At 74.9% G+C, this 15,692-nt stretch carries 11 protein-coding genes and 1 pseudogene; 8 read left to right on the top strand and 4 right to left on the bottom strand.

Going from position 1 to position 15,692, the window contains the following annotated elements:
• Positions 1-92 precede the first annotated feature (92 nt).
• Positions 93-4,685, bottom strand: coding sequence for an ATP-dependent helicase (locus tag AB5J51_RS12590; RefSeq protein ID WP_369777746.1), 4,593 nt, complete (start codon positions 4,683-4,685; stop codon positions 93-95).
• Between the two features lie 97 nt (positions 4,686-4,782).
• On the opposite strand from AB5J51_RS12590, the gene AB5J51_RS12585 reads away from it, so the two are divergent.
• The 3 genes from AB5J51_RS12585 (at position 4,783) to AB5J51_RS12575 (ending at position 6,846) form a co-directional block, all read left to right on the top strand.
• The gene (locus AB5J51_RS12585; protein ID WP_053790496.1) at positions 4,783-5,619 is read left to right on the top strand and encodes an AraC family transcriptional regulator; all 837 of its coding nucleotides are present in this window, start codon (positions 4,783-4,785) and stop codon (positions 5,617-5,619) included.
• A gap of 223 nt (positions 5,620-5,842) precedes the next feature.
• The gene (locus AB5J51_RS12580) at positions 5,843-6,541 is read left to right on the top strand and encodes an AzlC family ABC transporter permease (protein WP_107093704.1); all 699 of its coding nucleotides are present in this window, start codon (positions 5,843-5,845) and stop codon (positions 6,539-6,541) included.
• A complete protein-coding gene (locus tag AB5J51_RS12575; protein WP_053790491.1) occupies positions 6,538-6,846 on the top strand; it encodes an AzlD domain-containing protein in 309 nt (102 codons plus the stop codon). Before AB5J51_RS12580 ends, AB5J51_RS12575 begins: the two co-directional genes overlap by 4 nt.
• On the opposite strand, the gene AB5J51_RS12570 is transcribed toward AB5J51_RS12575, so the two are convergent.
• The gene (locus AB5J51_RS12570) at positions 6,843-7,805 is read right to left on the bottom strand and encodes a hypothetical protein (RefSeq protein ID WP_133896723.1); all 963 of its coding nucleotides are present in this window, start codon (positions 7,803-7,805) and stop codon (positions 6,843-6,845) included. The genes AB5J51_RS12575 and AB5J51_RS12570 overlap by 4 nt on opposite strands.
• Positions 7,806-7,887: 82 nt before the next feature.
• Here AB5J51_RS12570 and AB5J51_RS12565 point away from each other — a divergent pair, with 82 nt between their 5' ends.
• Together AB5J51_RS12565 and AB5J51_RS12560 are read left to right on the top strand one after the other, a co-directional pair.
• Positions 7,888-8,082 carry a DUF3046 domain-containing protein gene (locus AB5J51_RS12565; RefSeq protein ID WP_030301520.1) on the top strand — a complete coding sequence of 65 codons (195 nt, stop codon included), beginning with the start codon at positions 7,888-7,890 and terminating at the stop codon, positions 8,080-8,082.
• Positions 8,083-8,298: 216 nt separating this feature from the next.
• Positions 8,299-9,417, top strand: a complete 1,119-nt coding sequence (locus AB5J51_RS12560) for an AI-2E family transporter (protein ID WP_107093651.1) — start codon at positions 8,299-8,301, stop codon at positions 9,415-9,417.
• Here AB5J51_RS12560 and AB5J51_RS12555 read toward each other — a convergent pair.
• Together AB5J51_RS12555 and AB5J51_RS12550 are read right to left on the bottom strand one after the other, a co-directional pair.
• Positions 9,353-10,129, bottom strand: coding sequence for a Clp protease N-terminal domain-containing protein (locus tag AB5J51_RS12555; RefSeq protein ID WP_053789670.1), 777 nt, complete (start codon positions 10,127-10,129; stop codon positions 9,353-9,355). The genes AB5J51_RS12560 and AB5J51_RS12555 overlap by 65 nt on opposite strands.
• A 159-nt stretch (positions 10,130-10,288) precedes the next feature.
• A pseudogene (locus tag AB5J51_RS12550) lies at positions 10,289-10,801 on the bottom strand (TIGR04222 domain-containing membrane protein); the annotation flags it as partial.
• A 322-nt stretch (positions 10,802-11,123) separates the two neighbouring features.
• Between AB5J51_RS12550 and recA the strand changes: the two are divergent.
• From recA to AB5J51_RS12535, 3 genes are all read left to right on the top strand, one after another.
• Positions 11,124-12,233, top strand: a complete 1,110-nt coding sequence (recA, locus tag AB5J51_RS12545; RefSeq protein ID WP_369777745.1) for a recombinase RecA — start codon at positions 11,124-11,126, stop codon at positions 12,231-12,233.
• Between the two features lie 3 nt (positions 12,234-12,236).
• Positions 12,237-12,911, top strand: a complete 675-nt coding sequence (recX, locus tag AB5J51_RS12540; protein ID WP_369777744.1) for a recombination regulator RecX — start codon at positions 12,237-12,239, stop codon at positions 12,909-12,911.
• A 65-nt stretch (positions 12,912-12,976) separates the two neighbouring features.
• Positions 12,977-15,517, top strand: a complete 2,541-nt coding sequence (locus AB5J51_RS12535; protein ID WP_369777743.1) for an FtsX-like permease family protein — start codon at positions 12,977-12,979, stop codon at positions 15,515-15,517.
• Positions 15,518-15,692: the final 175 nt, after the last annotated feature.

Raw genomic sequence — 15,692 nt, 5'->3', positions numbered from 1 at the left:
GCGGAACGTAAGCGCGATGGTCGAGACCGGAATGCCGGATTCCGTCACTGGATCCGGGTACCGGATGCGGCGACCGGATGCGGCGACCGGATTCACGGGCGCAGGCGCAGGCCCCGAGGGGTGGCGTGGAAGCCGGCGGTCTCCAGGGCCGGGCCCAGCGGGGAGGTCAATGCCGGGGCGGCGTTGATGCGTTCCACCGTGAGCGCCGGGAGGGTGCCGATCCGGGACGCGGCCGCCAGGGCCGCGGTGGCCGCCGCGAGACGGGGGTCGTCCGCCGGGGGCCAGGCCAGCAGCGTCTTGCCGCCCCGCTCGAGGTACAGCGTGAGTTCGCCGTCGACCAGGACCACCAGCGAGCCCGCCTTGCGGCCCGGCTTGTGGGTGGCCCCGGCCGGGGGCTCCGGCCAGGGCAGGGCCGCCCCGTACGCGTTGGCCGGATCGGCGGCGGCCAGGACCACCGCCGCCAGCGGGGGCGGGTTCCGTTCGGCCGACCGCAGCCGGTCCACCGCGCCGTCCATCGCGAACTGGGCCGCCCCCAGACCCTCCACCACGTAGCCGCGGCGGGCCTGGCCGCTGTCCTCGAAGGCGGACAGGACCCGGTACACCGCGCTGAAGCCGCCCTCCACGCCCTCGGCGGCCACCGCGCCCCGCGTGACCACGCCGTGCCGGTCCAGCAGGGTCCGGGCCAGTGCGTGGGCCCGGTGGGTGGGGTCGGGGGCCTGGGAAGGCAGCAGCGACCAGCGGCCGGAGACCGTGGGCGGGCCCGGGCGGGACACCTGCGCGCTGAGCGTCCCGTACCGGCCGCGCGGGACCGTGCGCCGGGCCCGGTGGGCGGTGGCGCCCGCCGTACGGCCCGAGCCGAGCAGGGAGCGCAGCGGGGACAGGGTGTCGTTCGTCAGCCGGCCCGACCAGGCCAGGTCCCAGACGGCCTCGGACAGTTCGAGGTCCGTGGCCTCGGACCACTTGGCGCGCACCGATTCCGCGAGCTGGCGGAAGAACAGCCCGTACCCGCCGGACAGGGTGTCCAGGATCGACCGGTGAAGGGGCGTCAGCTCCAGCGGGTGCGGCGGCGGCAGCAGCAGCGGGGCCGCGTCCGCCAGGTACAGCGAGACCCAGCCGTCCTTGCCCGGGAGGGCCCCGGCGCCCGCCCAGACCACCTCCCCGGTGGTGGTGAGCTCGTCCAGCAGGGTCGGGGAGTACCCCGCGACCCGCGACGGCAGGATCAGCCGCTCCAGCGCCGAGGCGGGTACGGGGGCGCCCTGGAGCTGTTCGACGGCCCGGGCCAGGCCGTCGATGCCGCGCAGGGCCCCGCCCAGGTGCTGCCACTGCGGCAGGAAGGTGGCCAGGGAGGTCGGCGGGACCGGCTCCAGCTCCTGGCGCAGCGCCGCCAGGGAGCGGCGGCGCAGCCTGCGCAGCACCGTCGCGTCGCACCACTCCTGGCCGATGCCGGCCGGGTGGAACTCGCCCTGCACCACCCGGCCCGCCGCCGCGAGCCGGTGCAGGGCGCCCTCGGTCACCGCCGCGCCCAGGCCGAAGCGGGCGGCGACGGCGGTCGTGGTGAACGGCCCGTGGGTGCGGGCGTACCGGGCCAGGAGGTCGCCGAGCGGATCCTTGACCGGCTCGGTGAACGCCTCCGGGACCCCGACCGGCAGCGCCGTGCCCAGCGCGTCGCGCAGCCGGCCCGCGTCCTCGATCGCCGCCCAGTGGTCCGCGCCGCCGATCCGGACCATGATGGCCCGGCGGGCATCGGCCAGCGCCTTCGGCCAGGCCGGGTCGGCGCCCCGCTCGGCCAGTTCGGCCGTGGTGAGCGGGCCGAGCAGGCGCAGCAGGTCGGCGACGGACTCGGCGTCCTTGGCCCGCCGGTCCTCGCCTCGCCACTGGAGCTCCCGCTCCAGCTCCTCCAGTACCTCCGCGTCGAGCAGTTCGCGCAGCTCCGCCTGGCCGAGCAGCTCCGCCAGCAGGCGGGAGTCCAGCGAGAGCGCGGCCGCCCGGCGCTCGGCGAGCGGCGAGTCCCCCTCGTACAGGAACTGGGCGACGTACCCGAAGAGCAGCGACCGGGCGAAGGGGGACGGTTCGGGGGTGGTGACCTCGACGAGGCGGACCCGGCGCGCCTCGATGTCCCCCATCAGCTCCGTCAGGCCCGGCACGTCGAACACGTCCTGGAGGCACTCCCGTACGGCTTCCAGCACGATCGGGAACGAGCCGAACTCCGAAGCCACCTGGAGCAGCTGGGAGGCCCGCTGGCGCTGCTGCCACAGCGGGGTGCGCTTGCCGGGACTACGGCGCGGCAGCAGCAGGGCGCGCGCCGCGCACTCGCGGAAGCGGGAGGCGAACAGGGCGGAGCCGCCGACCTGGTCGGTGACGATCTGGTTGATCTCGCCGTGGTCGAAGGCGACGTCCGCAGCGCCCAGCGGGGCCTGTTCGTCGTCGAACTCGAAGGCGTGGGAGGCCGCAGGGTCGTGGTCCAGCAGGTCCATGGAGAGCAGGTCCGCGTCGGGCAGCCGGAGCACGATCCCGTCGTCGGCATGCATGACCTGTGCGTCCATGCCGTACTTCTCGGCGAGGCGGGCGCCGAGGGCCAGCGCCCAGGGGGCGTGCACCTGGGCGCCGAACGGGGAGTGGACCACGACCCGCCAGTCGCCGAGCTCGTCGCGGAACCGCTCGACCACGATGGTCCGGTCGTCCGGGACGTGGCCGCAGGCCTCGCGCTGCTCCGCGAGATAGGCCAGGACGTTCTCCGCGGCCCAGGCGTCGAGGCCGGCCGCCACCAGCCGCAGCCGGGCGTCCTCCTCGGGCAGGCCGCCGAGCTCGCGCAGGAACGCGCCCACCGCGCGGCCCAGTTCCAGCGGGCGGCCCAGCTGGTCGCCCTTCCAGAACGGCAGCCGCCCGGGGACCCCGGGGGCGGGGGAGACCAGGACCCGGTCGCGGGTGATGTCCTCGATCCGCCAGGAGGTGGTGCCCAGGGTGAACACGTCGCCCACGCGGGACTCGTAGACCATCTCCTCGTCGAGCTCGCCGACCCGGCCGCCGCCCTTCTTCGGGTCCGCGCCCGCGAGGAAGACGCCGAACAGCCCGCGGTCGGGGATCGTGCCGCCGGAGGTGACCGCGAGCCGCTGGGCGCCCGGCCGGCCGGTGATCGTCCCCGCCACCCGGTCCCACACCACCCGCGGTCTGAGCTCCGCGAACGCGTCGGACGGGTACCGGCCCGCCAGCATGTCGAGCACCGCGGTGAACGCCGACTCCGGCAGCGCCGCGAACGGCGCCGCCCGCCGCACCAGCGCCAGCAGCTCGTCCAGCTGCCACGTGTCCATCGCGGTCATCGCGACCAGCTGCTGCGCGAGCACGTCCAACGGGTTCGACGGGATGCGCAGCGACTCGATGGACCCGGTGCGCATCCGCTCCGTGACCACGGCCGCCTGGACCAGGTCCCCGCGGTACTTGGGGAACACGACGCCCGTGGAGACCGCGCCCACCTGGTGCCCGGCCCGGCCCACCCGCTGGAGGCCGGAGGCCACCGAGGGCGGGGATTCCACCTGCACCACCAGGTCCACGGCGCCCATGTCGATGCCCAGTTCCAGGCTGGAGGTGGCGACCACGGCGGGCAGCCGGCCCGCCTTCAGATCCTCCTCCACCAAGGCCCGCTGCTCCTTGGAGACCGAGCCGTGGTGCGCCCGCGCCAGCAGCGCCGGGGCGCCCCGGGCCGCCCCCGACTGGGCCATGATCTCGGCCGGCGGCGGTGCCCCCTCGGACAGCTGCTCGCCGGTGGCCCGCTCGTACGCGATCTCGTTCAGCCGGTTGCACAGCCGCTCGGCGAGACGGCGCGAGTTGGCGAACACGATCGTGGAGCGGTGCGCCTGGACCAGGTCCGCGATGCGCTCCTCCACATGCGGCCAGATCGAGGGCTTGTCCCCGCCGTCCTTCCCCTCGGAGGCCGGGGAGCCGCCCAACTCGCCCATGTCCTGCACCGGGACGACCACCGACAGGTCGAACTCCTTCGCCGAGGGCGGCTGGACGATCTCGACCTTGCCGCGCGGCGCGAGGTACCGGGCCACCTCGTCCACCGGCCGGACCGTCGCCGACAGCCCGATCCGGCGCGCCGGGCGGGGCAGCAGCTCGTCCAGCCGCTCCAGCGACAGGGCCAGGTGCGCGCCGCGCTTGGTCCCCGCGACCGCGTGCACCTCGTCCAGGATCACCGTCTCGATCCCGGCCAGTGCGTCCCGCGTCGCCGAAGTCAGCATCAGGAACAGCGACTCGGGCGTGGTGATCAGGATGTCCGGCGGCCGGGTGGCCAGCGCCCGCCGCTCCGCCGGCGGGGTGTCCCCCGAGCGGATCCCCACCCGGATCTCCGGCTCGGGCAGACCCAGGCGGACCGACTCCTGGCGGATCCCGGTCAGCGGGCTGCGCAGGTTCCGCTCGACGTCGACCGCGAGGGCCTTCAGCGGGGACACGTACAGCACCCGGCAGCGCTTCTTCGGCTCGGCCGGCGGCGGGGCGGACGCGAGCTGGTCGAGGGCGGCGAGGAAGGCGGCCAGGGTCTTGCCGGAACCGGTCGGCGCCACGACGAGCACGTCGGAGCCCTCACGGATGGCCCGCCAGGCGCCCTCCTGCGCGGAGGTGGGCTGGACGAAGGCCCCCGTGAACCAGGAGCGGGTCGCGGGGGAGAACGAATCGAGCGCAGAGCCGGCCATGCCCCCATCCTGCACCCGGGTACTGACAACGGGCCGGACCTGGGGAAACGGCCGGACCGGGCGGCGCGCCGAAAGGGCCGGGGCGCAGAATGGGGGGATGGCGGACGAGGCGGTCGAGCGGGAGTGGGCCCGGCACTGGCAGTACGCGGAACTGCCCGGCCTGGACCTGCTGCGCGCCCATTACGTACGCCACACCTTCCCGCGCCACGCCCATGACGGCTACGTCATCGCGGCGGTCACCGGCGGCATCGAGGAGGTCGGCCTGCCCGGCGGCATCGTGCGGGCCGGGCCCGGGAGCGTGGTCCTGATCAACCCCGAGGTGCCGCACACCGCGCGGGCCGGGGTCCCCGAGGGCTGGGCCTACGCCACCCTGTACCCCTCCCGCGAGCTGATCGCCGAGGTCGCCGCGGAGATCGGCGGCCTGCGCGGGACCCCCGGCTTCACTGCCGACTCCGTCACCGACCCGCAGACCTCGCACGTGATCACCGAGGTGCACCGGGCCGCGGAGGAGGGCAACGCGCTGGCCGCCGACACACTGCTGCGCCGTGCGGTGGCGCGGATGCTGACCCGGCACGCCGGGCCGCTGCCCGCCCGTGCGGTCCGCAGCGCCGGAGCCGCCGACGCCGCGGCGGCCCGGGCGGTGCTCCAGGAGCGGATGGCGGGGCCGCCGTCGCTGGACCAGCTGGCCGCGGAACTGGGGACGAGCCCGTTCGCCCTGCTGCGGGCCTTCCGTGAGCGGTACGGGATGCCGCCGCACACCTGGCTGACCGACGCCCGGGTCCGGCAGGCCCGCCGGCTGCTGGACGCGGGGACCCCGCCGGCGGAGGCGGCCGTCGCCGTCGGCTTCACCGACCAGCCGCACCTGAACCGGCACTTCACCCGCATCGTCGGCGTCCCGCCGGGCGCGTACCGCCGCGAACGCGCGGGCGGCTAAGGGCTCACGGCCGGCGGCGGTGGCCGGGACGATCACTCGACCCCGACCGGTTCGGCGGTCCGGGGGCGCCGGACCGCTCGCCGGGGTCGAGGCGCAGCCGACCGCGCTGCCCGGCGAGCCGGTGCGGCGCCGGGGCCGGGCCGGTCCCCGCCTCCCGCGTGCAAGAACGTACAAGACCCGACCCGCCCGGCCTGCGTACTTTCGCCGGGTGGGAGAACAACGGATGGTGATGGAGGCGACCCCCGGGGGGATCGCCGGGCGGCCGCGCGGCGCCGTCGTACGGGACGCGCTCGGTGTCGGGGTGGCCGTCGGGCTGTCGGGGTTCGCGTTCGGGGTGACCGCGGCCGGGGCCGGGATCAGTGCGCTGCAGGCCTGTGTGCTGAGCCTGCTGGTGTTCACCGGAGCCTCGCAGTTCGCGCTGGTCGGCGCGCTGGCCGCGGGCGGGAACCCGTTCACCGCGGCCGCCGGTGCCTTCTTCCTCGGTACGCGCAACGCCTTCTACGGGTTGCGGCTTTCGCAGCTGCTCGCGCTGCCCGGGGCGGTGCGGCCCCTCGCCGCCCACTGGGTGATCGACGAGACCACCGCCGTGGCGCTGGCGCAGCCCGACCGCAGGTCGGCGCGGCTCGGGTTCACCGTGACCGGGCTGAGCCTGTACGTCCTGTGGAACCTCACCACCCTGCTCGGTGCCCTCGGCGCCGAAGCCCTCGGCGACACCTCTGCATGGGGGCTGGACGCCGCCGGGCCGGCCGTGTTCCTGGCCCTGCTCGCGCCGATGCTGAAGACCGCCACCGAGCGGGCCGTCGCCGCGCTCGCCGTCGTCCTCGGGCTGGGCCTGCTCCCCGTGCTGCCCGCCGGGCTGCCCGTGCTCGTCGCCGCCCTCGCCGCCCCCGTGATCCTCTGGCTGAAGGGACGCCGCTCGTGAACGTCTGGCTCGCCATCGGACTCACCGTCGTCGGCTGCTACGCCGTCAAGCTCGCCGGGCTGCTCGTACCCGCCGGGGCACTGGAGCGGCCGCTCGTGCGCCGGCTCGCCGCGCTGCTGCCGGTCGCGCTGCTCGCCGCGCTCACCGCCCAGCAGACCTTCGGCACCGGGCACGAGCTCGTGCTCGACGCCCGCGCCGCCGGGCTGGCCGCCGCCGGGCTCGCGCTGCTGCTGCGGGCCCCGTTCCTGCTCGTGGTCGGCGCCGCGGTGGTGGTCACCGCCGGGGTCCGGGCCCTGGGGGGCTAGCTCCCGCCCGGGGGGTCGCCGGCCAGGGGGCGACCGTACGCGCGCAGGGTCAGCAGGGCCTCCAGGGTGGCGATCGGGCGGCGTTCCAGCGAGCTGCCCGGTGCCCACGCGAGGCGGCGCACCGGCCAGCCGCCGTCCGGCTGCTGCGCGGCGGCCAGGAAGTCCAGCGAGCGCCTCAGCTCCTCGTCGGTGAACCAGCCGCGCGCCAGCGACTCCGGCCGCCGGGCGACGTCGTGCGGGAACAGCTGCTCGCCCGGCGCGTGACCGGGGTACGGCGGGTACTCCCGGCGCCGGCGCGGATCGAGCACGACGAGCCGCTGCTCGCGCACGAGCCGCCCCAGCCGGTCCGCGGCCGCCGCGGCCCGCGCCCGGTCGGGGGCGCCGTCGAGGAAGGCCACCGCGCTCTGGATCTCGTACGGGTCCGCCCGGCGCAGGGTCTCGACCCGCTCCCAGCAGAAGTCCGTGGCCCGGAACAGCCAGGCGTGCCAGATCCGGTTGCGGTGCAGTACGCCGACCACCGGGCCCGTGGTCAGCAGCTCGCCCGGCGGATCGTCGTACACCCGGTGGTACGGGGCTCCGGGGTGGCCGCGCGGGGCCGCGCGGAGCACCGGGAGCGCGCCGTCCGCGGTGGAGACCCGGGTGAGGTGGCGGCAGAGCCGCTCGATCCGCTGTCCGGCGCAGCGGCCCAGGCTGTCCAGGACGCGCAGGGCGTGCGCGGTGTGCAGCGGCTGGCTGAGCGGACCGCGCAGATCCGGATCGAGGGCGTGGCCGTAGCCGCCGTCGGCGTTGAGGTACGAGCCGAGCGCGGTGTCCACCGCGTCGGGGTCCCCGCCGAGGAAGTGGAACGCGAACCGCCGCTGCTCCAGGACCCGGGCAGTGAGCCAGATGAACTGCTCGGCGCGGGCCAGCGGGGTCGGTGGGGTGGGTGGGGCCAGCGAGGAAGCTTCGTCTCCAGGCATGCGTGAAACCGTAGGGCGCGGCGGCGCGGGGACGGGGGCCGAACAGCGCCGGTGCACTCTCCCGGGGCGGGATACTGGGGGCATGCGGTTGACGATTTTCTGGGAGCGGATGGCCGAGCACTTCGGTGCGGGCTACGCGGACTCCTTCGCACGGGACCACGTCATGACGGAGCTGGGCGGACGCACCGTCCACCAGGCGCTGGAGGCGGGCTGGGAGGCCAAGGACGTGTGGCGCGCGGTGTGTGCGGCGATGGACGTACCCGCTTCGCTGCGCTGACGCCGACGGCCGTTTCCCCGTCCGCGCGGCGGGTGGGACAGACTGGGGCGCGTGGCAGCCACCGATGAGACGACCGTGACGACGACCGGCACCGCCGACACCACCGGTTCGGCAGGTACCGCCGAGGCGGCGACCGGCCGGACCGGGCCCGCCCCCGTCGGCCCCGCAGGGCCTCCCGGCGGCGGCGCCACCGCCCAGGCGGCGCCCGGGGCCCGGATGCCGCGCTGGCTGCCGCGCGCCGTCGTCCTCGTCCTGGCCCTCATCGCGTGCTTCCAGCTCGGCAGCTGGGCCTTCCACCAGCTGACCGGGCTGCTCGTCAACATCCTGATCGCGTTCTTCCTCGCGCTCGCGGTCGAACCGGCCGTGGCCCGGATGTCGGCCCGCGGCATGCGCCGCGGCCTCGCCACCTTCCTGGTGTTCCTCGGGGTGTTCGTCGCGGCCGTCGGCTTCGTCGTCCTGCTCGGCTCGATGCTCGCCGGGCAGATCGTCGCGATGGTGCAGGGCTTCCCGGGCTATCTCGACTCGGTGATCGGCTCGATCAACACCACCTTCCACACCAAGCTGTCCCGGCTCGCGATCCAGGACAGCCTGCTGCACTCGGACTGGCTCCAGAAGTACGTACAGAACAGCGCGACCGGCGTGCTCGACGTGTCCGCCACCGTGCTCGGCGGACTCTTCAGGCTGCTGACGGTCGGCCTCTTCTCCTTCTACTTCGCCGCCGACGGGCCGCGGCTGCGGCGCGCGCTGTGCTCCGTACTGCCCCCTGCGAAGCAGTCGGAGGTGCTGCGCGCCTGGGAGATCGCCGTCGCCAAGACCGGCGGGTACCTCTACTCGCGCGGACTGATGGCCCTGGTCTCCGGCATCGCGCACTACGTCGTGTTCGCGGTCCTCGACGTGCCGTACGCCCCCGCGCTCGCGGTGTGGGTGGGGCTGGTCTCCCAGTTCATCCCCACCATCGGCACCTACCTGGCGGGCGCGCTGCCGATGCTGATCGCCTTCCCGGACGCGCCCTGGAACGCGCTGTACGTCCTCGGATTCGTGGTGGTCTACCAGCAGTTCGAGAACTACGTGCTCCAGCCGAAGCTGACCTCGAAGACGGTCGACATCCACCCGGCGGTGGCCTTCGGGTCGGTCATCGCGGGCACGGCCCTGCTGGGCGCGGTCGGGGCGCTGATCGCGATCCCGGCCGTCGCCACGCTGCAGGCCTTCCTCGGCGCGTACGTGAAGCGGTACGAGGTGACGGAAGGGGCGGCGGCCGGGGACCAGGCTGCTACTGCTTCGGCTCCTCGGCCTTTTCCCCGGCCGAGGCGACGAAGGCGGCAAGGGCCTCGCTGACGGTCGCCTCGGCGGCGGCCTTGTCCACGCCGAGGCCGCTGAAGACGCCCTCGCCGTTCTCGAGTTCGAGGAGCGCGAGCAGGATGTGCTCGGTGCCGACGTAGTTGTGGCCGAGGCGCAGGGCCTCGCGGAAGGTGAGCTCCAGGGCCTTCTTGGCGGAGGCGTCGAAGGGGATGAGGGCGGGGATCTCCCCGGTGGCGGCCGGGGGCAGGGCGGCGCTCGCGGCGGCGCGTACGGCCTCGGTGTCGACGTCCTGCGCGCGCAGGGCGAGCGCGGCGAGGCCCTCAGGCTCGGCGAGCAGGCCGAGGACAAGGTGCTCGGTGCGGATCTCGGTGCCGCCGGCGGCGCGGGCCTCGTTCTGTGCGGTGACGACGACGTTGCGGGCGCGGGGGGTGAAGCGGCCGAAGCCCTGGCCGGGGTCCATGCCGCCCTCGCCCTCCTTGTCCGCCTTGGGGACGAAGCGCTTCTGGGCGGCCTGGCGGGTGACGCCCATGCTGCGGCCGATGTCGGTCCAGGAGGCGCCGGAGCGGCGGGCCTGGTCCACGAAGTGACCGATGAGGTGGTCCGCGACGTCCCCGAGGGACTCGGCGACGACGACGGCGCCGCTGAGCTGCTCCAGGGTGTCGGTGTGGACCTTCTTGATGGCCTCGATCAGGTCGTCGAGGCGTACCGGATTGGTCATGCGAACGGGTTCCACCGAAGGGTTCGTCATAGGTGCAACCGTAGGTTGACAGTCGGAGGGTGTCAACCCTGGGTTGTCAGTCGGCGGGCGAGGTCGGTCCAGGGCGTCGTGGGGCGGTGCGGGGGAGGGCGGGGGTACGGGCGCGGGGCGGGCCAGGGCGGCGGGGGCGCGGGAGATGCCGAGCCCCGTCACCGTGCCGAGCGCGGCGAACGCGAGGAACGGCCCCAGGCCGTTGCCCTCCCCGGCGGCGGAGTCGACGGCGCAGGCCGCGACCGTAGCCAGGACCGCGAGCGCCAGCAGCACCTGCTGCACCAGCTGGGCGCGCGCGGCCCGCTCGCGCCGCCCGGGGTCGACGGCCAGGCCCCGCGCGGCCAGGCCCTTCGCGACCGCGGCGGTGGCGGGGGAGGCGGCGACGAGCTTCCCGAGCCCGTCCACGTGCGGCGCCGGAGAGCCTGCTGCCCGGCGGAGGGCCTCCGCCTGGACCGGGTCGGCCGGCGGGGGCTTCCTCCGCACGCCGGCCCCGGGGCGGCCGTCGGCGCCGACGGGCAGCATCCCGGCCAGGTGCAGCGTGGTGAGCGCCACTTCGGCAACGCGCTGCCGGCCGCCGTCCAGGTACGCGGCTTCGTGCGGGCCGAGCACCCCGGTGTCCGCCCGGTCCGCGGGGTCGGGTCCGCGCTGCAGCAGGATGCGGGTGAGGGTCACGCCGAGCAGTGGCGGGGCCGAACCCAGGAAGATGTAGACCCACACCTTCGCCCCCGACTTCGCGTCCCGTCCCCGTTCCGCCCCGAGTGTGGGCCTGCCCGGTGGCCGGGGCAATGCGTGGGACCCGACCCGCCGTGCCGCGGGCCGTACGGCCTCGCGGGGTGGCCCGCGCCGGGTGGGGCGCGGTGCGCTTGACAGGGAAATCGAACATCCATTCTGATGAGTTATCCACAGCCGAAACGGACGTGGCAGCGCATTGTCAGTGGCAGGCGTTAGCGTCAATGGCGTGAAGCGATCGACTCAAGCAAACCGGGTGGAACCCATGGCAGGCACCGACCGCGAGAAGGCTCTCGACGCCGCGCTCGCACAGATTGAACGGCAATTCGGCAAGGGTGCGGTCATGCGCCTCGGCGACAAGCCGAACGACCCCATCGAGGTCATCCCGACCGGGTCGACCGCGCTGGACATCGCCCTCGGCGTCGGCGGGCTGCCCCGCGGCCGCGTGATCGAGGTGTACGGCCCGGAGTCCTCCGGCAAGACGACCCTGACCCTGCACGCCGTGGCCAACGCACAGAAGGCCGGCGGCACCGTCGCCTTCGTGGACGCCGAGCACGCGCTCGACCCCGAGTACGCGAAGGCCCTCGGCGTCGACACCGACAACCTCATCCTGTCGCAGCCGGACACCGGCGAGCAGGCGCTGGAGATCGTGGACATGCTCGTCCGCTCCGGTGCCCTCGACCTGATCGTCATCGACTCCGTGGCGGCCCTGGTGCCGCGCGCCGAGATCGAGGGCGAGATGGGTGACTCGCACGTGGGTCTCCAGGCCCGTCTGATGAGCCAGGCGCTCCGGAAGATCACCGGTGCGCTCAACCAGTCCAAGACCACCGCGATCTTCATCAACCAGCTCCGCGAGAAGATCGGTGTGATGTTCGGCTCGCCGGAGACCACCACCGGTGGCCGCGCGCTGAAGTTCTACGCCTCCGTGCGCCTCGACATCCGCCGTATCGAGACCCTGAAGGACGGCACCGACGCGGTCGGCAACCGCACCCGCGTCAAGGTCGTCAAGAACAAGGTCGCGCCGCCGTTCAAGCAGGCCGAGTTCGACATCCTCTACGGCCAGGGCATCAGCCGTGAGGGCGGCCTGATCGACATGGGCGTGGAGCACGGCTTCGTGCGCAAGGCCGGCGCCTGGTACACGTACGAGGGCGACCAGCTCGGCCAGGGCAAGGAGAACGCCCGCAACTTCCTGAAGGACAACCCCGACCTCGCCAACGAGATCGAGCGGAAGATCAAGGAGAAGCTGGGCGTGGGCGTGCGCAAGGACGCCGCCGCCGGCGAGGCGGCCGCCGGCGCGCCTGCCGAGGCCGCGGCCGTGCCCGCTCCCGCATCGAAGGCCAAGACGACGGCCAAGGCCGCCGTCGCCAAGAGCTGACCCGTGCGGGAGCAGGAAAGGGGCGGCGGGAACGGAGGCCGGGAGGGCCGTCGCGAAGGCAGCCGCGAACGCGGCCGTGAGGGGCGTCGCGACGGACGCGCCGAAGGCCGCGGCGAAAGCCGCCAGGAGCTGCCGCCCCAGAGTCCCGAGGAGCAGGCGCGGGCGATCTGTCTGCGCCTGCTCACCGGGATGCCGCGCACCCGGCGCCAGCTCGCGGACGCCCTCGAGAAGCGGGGCATCCCCGAGGAGGTGTCGCAGGCGGTCCTCTCCCGGTTCGAGGAGGTCGGCCTGATCGACGACGCGGCCTTCGCCGGGGCCTGGGTCGAGTCCCGGCACCGCGGCCGGGGCCTCGCGCGTCGGGCGCTCGCCCAGGAGCTGCGCACGAAGGGGGTGCACGCCACCCTCGTCCAGGAGGCCCTGGAACAGCTGGACTCCGACCAGGAGGAGCAGACCGCCCGGGAGCTCGTGGAGCGCAAGCTCCGCGCCACCCGGGGCCTGGAGCGGGACAAGCGGATCCGGCGGCTCGCGGGAATGCTCGCCCGCAAGGGGTACCCGGAGGGCATGGCCCTGCGGGTGGTCCGGCGCGCGCTGGAGGAAGAGGGCGACGACTGCACGGACGGGGACGACCTGGGTACCCCGGGTGGTGAGCTGAGCCCCAGGACCCGGGGGTGGGGCTAGCCCCCGGGTGCAGACGCCAGGGTGCTTCACTGCCAACCACCAAGCGCGGCGGCAGAGTTGCCCGCATGATGCTGCGTTACGCCCTCCAGACCGTCAGGGACCGCAAGGCCGGTTTCCTCGGTGCCTTCGTCGCACTGCTCTGTGCGGCCGCCCTCGTCACCGCCTGCGGCACGCTCCTGGAAACCGGACTCCGCGGAAAGATCGTCACCGAGCGCTACGCGGCCGCGCCGGTCGTCGTCTCCGCGGACCAGGACGTCCACCAGACCACGGTCAAGGAGAAGAAGGGCAAGGCCAAGACGAAGCACAAGGCCAAGCCCGTCGCCGAGCGGGCCTGGCTCCCCGCCGCCACGGTGGACGCGGTCCGGTCCGTGCCGGGCGTCGAGCGGGCCGTACCGGAGCTCAGCTTCCAGGCCGTCCCGCTGGTCGAGGCCCCCGGCGGCGCGAAGCCCTCGTACGGGCACGCCTGGACCTCGGCCGCGCTCACCCCCTTCACGCTCACCGAGGGCCGCGCCCCCCAGGGCGGCGGCGAGGTCGTCGTCGACCGTGAACTGGCCGCCCGCGCGGGGCTGAAGACCGGCGCCCCGCTCACCGTGCAGGCCACCGGCGAGCCGAAGACGTACACCGTCAGCGGGATCGCGCAGACCGCCCGGGGCGGTCTCGCCCGGCAGAACGCGCTGTTCTTCGGCGACGCCGAGGCGCAGCGGCTGGCCGCCCGCGACGGACAGGTCACCGCCATCGGCGTACTGCCGGCGCCCGGTACCGCCCCCGGCGAGCTGGCCGGGCGGATCCGGCAGGCACTCGGGGGCACCGGCGCGCAGGTCGCCGTGGGCGACGCACGCGGGCCGGTGGAGTTCCTCGACGCGGCCGGCGCACGCATCAAGCTGGTCTCCATGGGCGGGGCCATGGGCGGCACCTCGCTGCTCGTCGCGATCCTCGTCGTCGTCGGCACCTTCGCCCTCTCCGTCCAGCAGCGCTACCGCGAACTCGCCCTGCTGCGCGCCATCGCCGCCACGCCCGGGCAGCTGCGCCGCATGATCGGCCGGGAGGCCCTGGTCGTGGGGCTGGCCGCCGGTGTGGCGGGGGCGCTCGCCGGGCTCCCGCTCGCCGCCTGGCTGCACGGCCGGTTCATCGCGAGCGGGGTCGTGCCCGCCAACCTGGAGCGCACCGCCGGGATCTTCCCCATGTTCGCCGCCGTCGGCGCGAGCCTGCTCGGCGCCTGGGCCGCGGCCCGGATCACCGGGCGGCGGATCGCCCGGATCCGTCCGGCCGAGGCGCTCGCCGAAGCCGCCCTCGAGCGGGGCAGGCCCGCGTGGCTCCGGATCGCTGCCGGGATGCTGCTGCTCGCCGGCGGTGCGGTGCTGGTCGCCGTACTGAGTGCGCTGCGCACCGAGCCGGCGTCGACGCCGGTGACGTTCCTGGCCGTCGTGGTCCTCGCCGGGGCGGTCTCGCTGCTCGGCCCGCTGCTGGTCCGGGGCGCGACCGCGCTGCTCGCAGGGCCGCTGCGGCTGGCCGGCGCGGGCGGGCACCTGGCCACCGCGAACCTGCGCGGCAACGCCACCCGGATGGCCTCCGCCGTCACCCCGCTCGCCCTGCTGATCGGCATGACCTGCACCGTCCTGTTCATCACGCCGACGCTGGGCAACGCCGCCCGGGCACAGGCCCGTGACGGGGTCCGGGCCGGCTGGGTGCTGGCCGCGCAGGGGCCCGGTGTCACCGGCGCTGCAGCGGAGCGGATCCGCCGGACCCCGGGGGTCACGGCGGCCACCGAGATCGTGCACACGTCCGTACGGGTGGGGCTGACGAAGTACGGCGCGCAGGGGGTGACCCCGGCCGGGCTGACCCGGACCTGGGACCCCGGTGTGACGAGCGGGAGCCTGGTCGGCTTCGGCGAGAAGAGCGTGGCGGTGAGCGAACTGGCCGCCGATCAGCTGGGTCTGGGGCCGGGGAGCCCGCTGAAGCTGGCGCTGGGCGACGGGACCCCGGTCACCCTGACCGTCTCGGCCGTGTACGTGCGGGGGCTGGGCTTCGGAGACCTGACCCTGCCGCACGACCTGGTCGCGGCGCACATGGACAACCCGCTGGCGAGCAGTGTGCTGGTGGCGGCGGAGCCGGGGACCGGGCGGGAGCAGCTGGCCGCGGCGGTACGGGAGTTCCCGGGGGTCGGGGTGCTGTCGGCGCGCGACGCGGACGAGGTACGGGCGGAGCGTCAGCAGGCCGGCGCCGAGATCAACCTGCTGGCGATGGGGCTGGTGCTGGCGTTCACCGCGATCGCGGTGGTCAACACGCTGGCGATGTCCACGGCGGAGCGGTTCCGGGAGTTCGCGATGCTGAGGCTGGCGGGGGCGAAGCGGCGTCAGGTGCTGCGGATGCTGCGGACGGAGGCACTGGCGGTGCTGCTGATCGGGGCGGTGCTGGGGTCGGGGATCTCGCTGGCCGTACTGACCGCGTTCAGCGTGGGCATGACGGGGGCGGCTGCGCCGGCGGTGCTGCCGGTGGTGTACGTGGGGGTGCTGGGGGTGGCGGGGCTGCTGGCCCTCGCGGCCACCGCCCTGCCGGGCCGGGTGGCGCTGCGGATCCCTCCGGTGGAGGTGGCCACCTCGCGGTAGCGGCCGCCGCATGCGGGCCCGCTGCCCGCCGGCCGCTGCCCGCTGCCCGCTGCTCGCCGTCCGCCGGCCCGGGGCCGCACCGCTTCGGAGGTGCCGGTCCCGGGCCGGGGGTGTGGGCGTGGCCTGCGGCGCCGGTCCCCTACCCGCCCTTCCCCCGTTCCCCGGGCTCCGCCCG

Source organism: Streptomyces sp. R33, assembly GCF_041200175.1.
Taxonomy (GTDB): domain Bacteria; phylum Actinomycetota; class Actinomycetes; order Streptomycetales; family Streptomycetaceae; genus Streptomyces; species Streptomyces katrae_B.
Note: the sequence above shows the minus strand (reverse complement) of the source record. Positions and strands in the feature narration are given on the sequence as shown.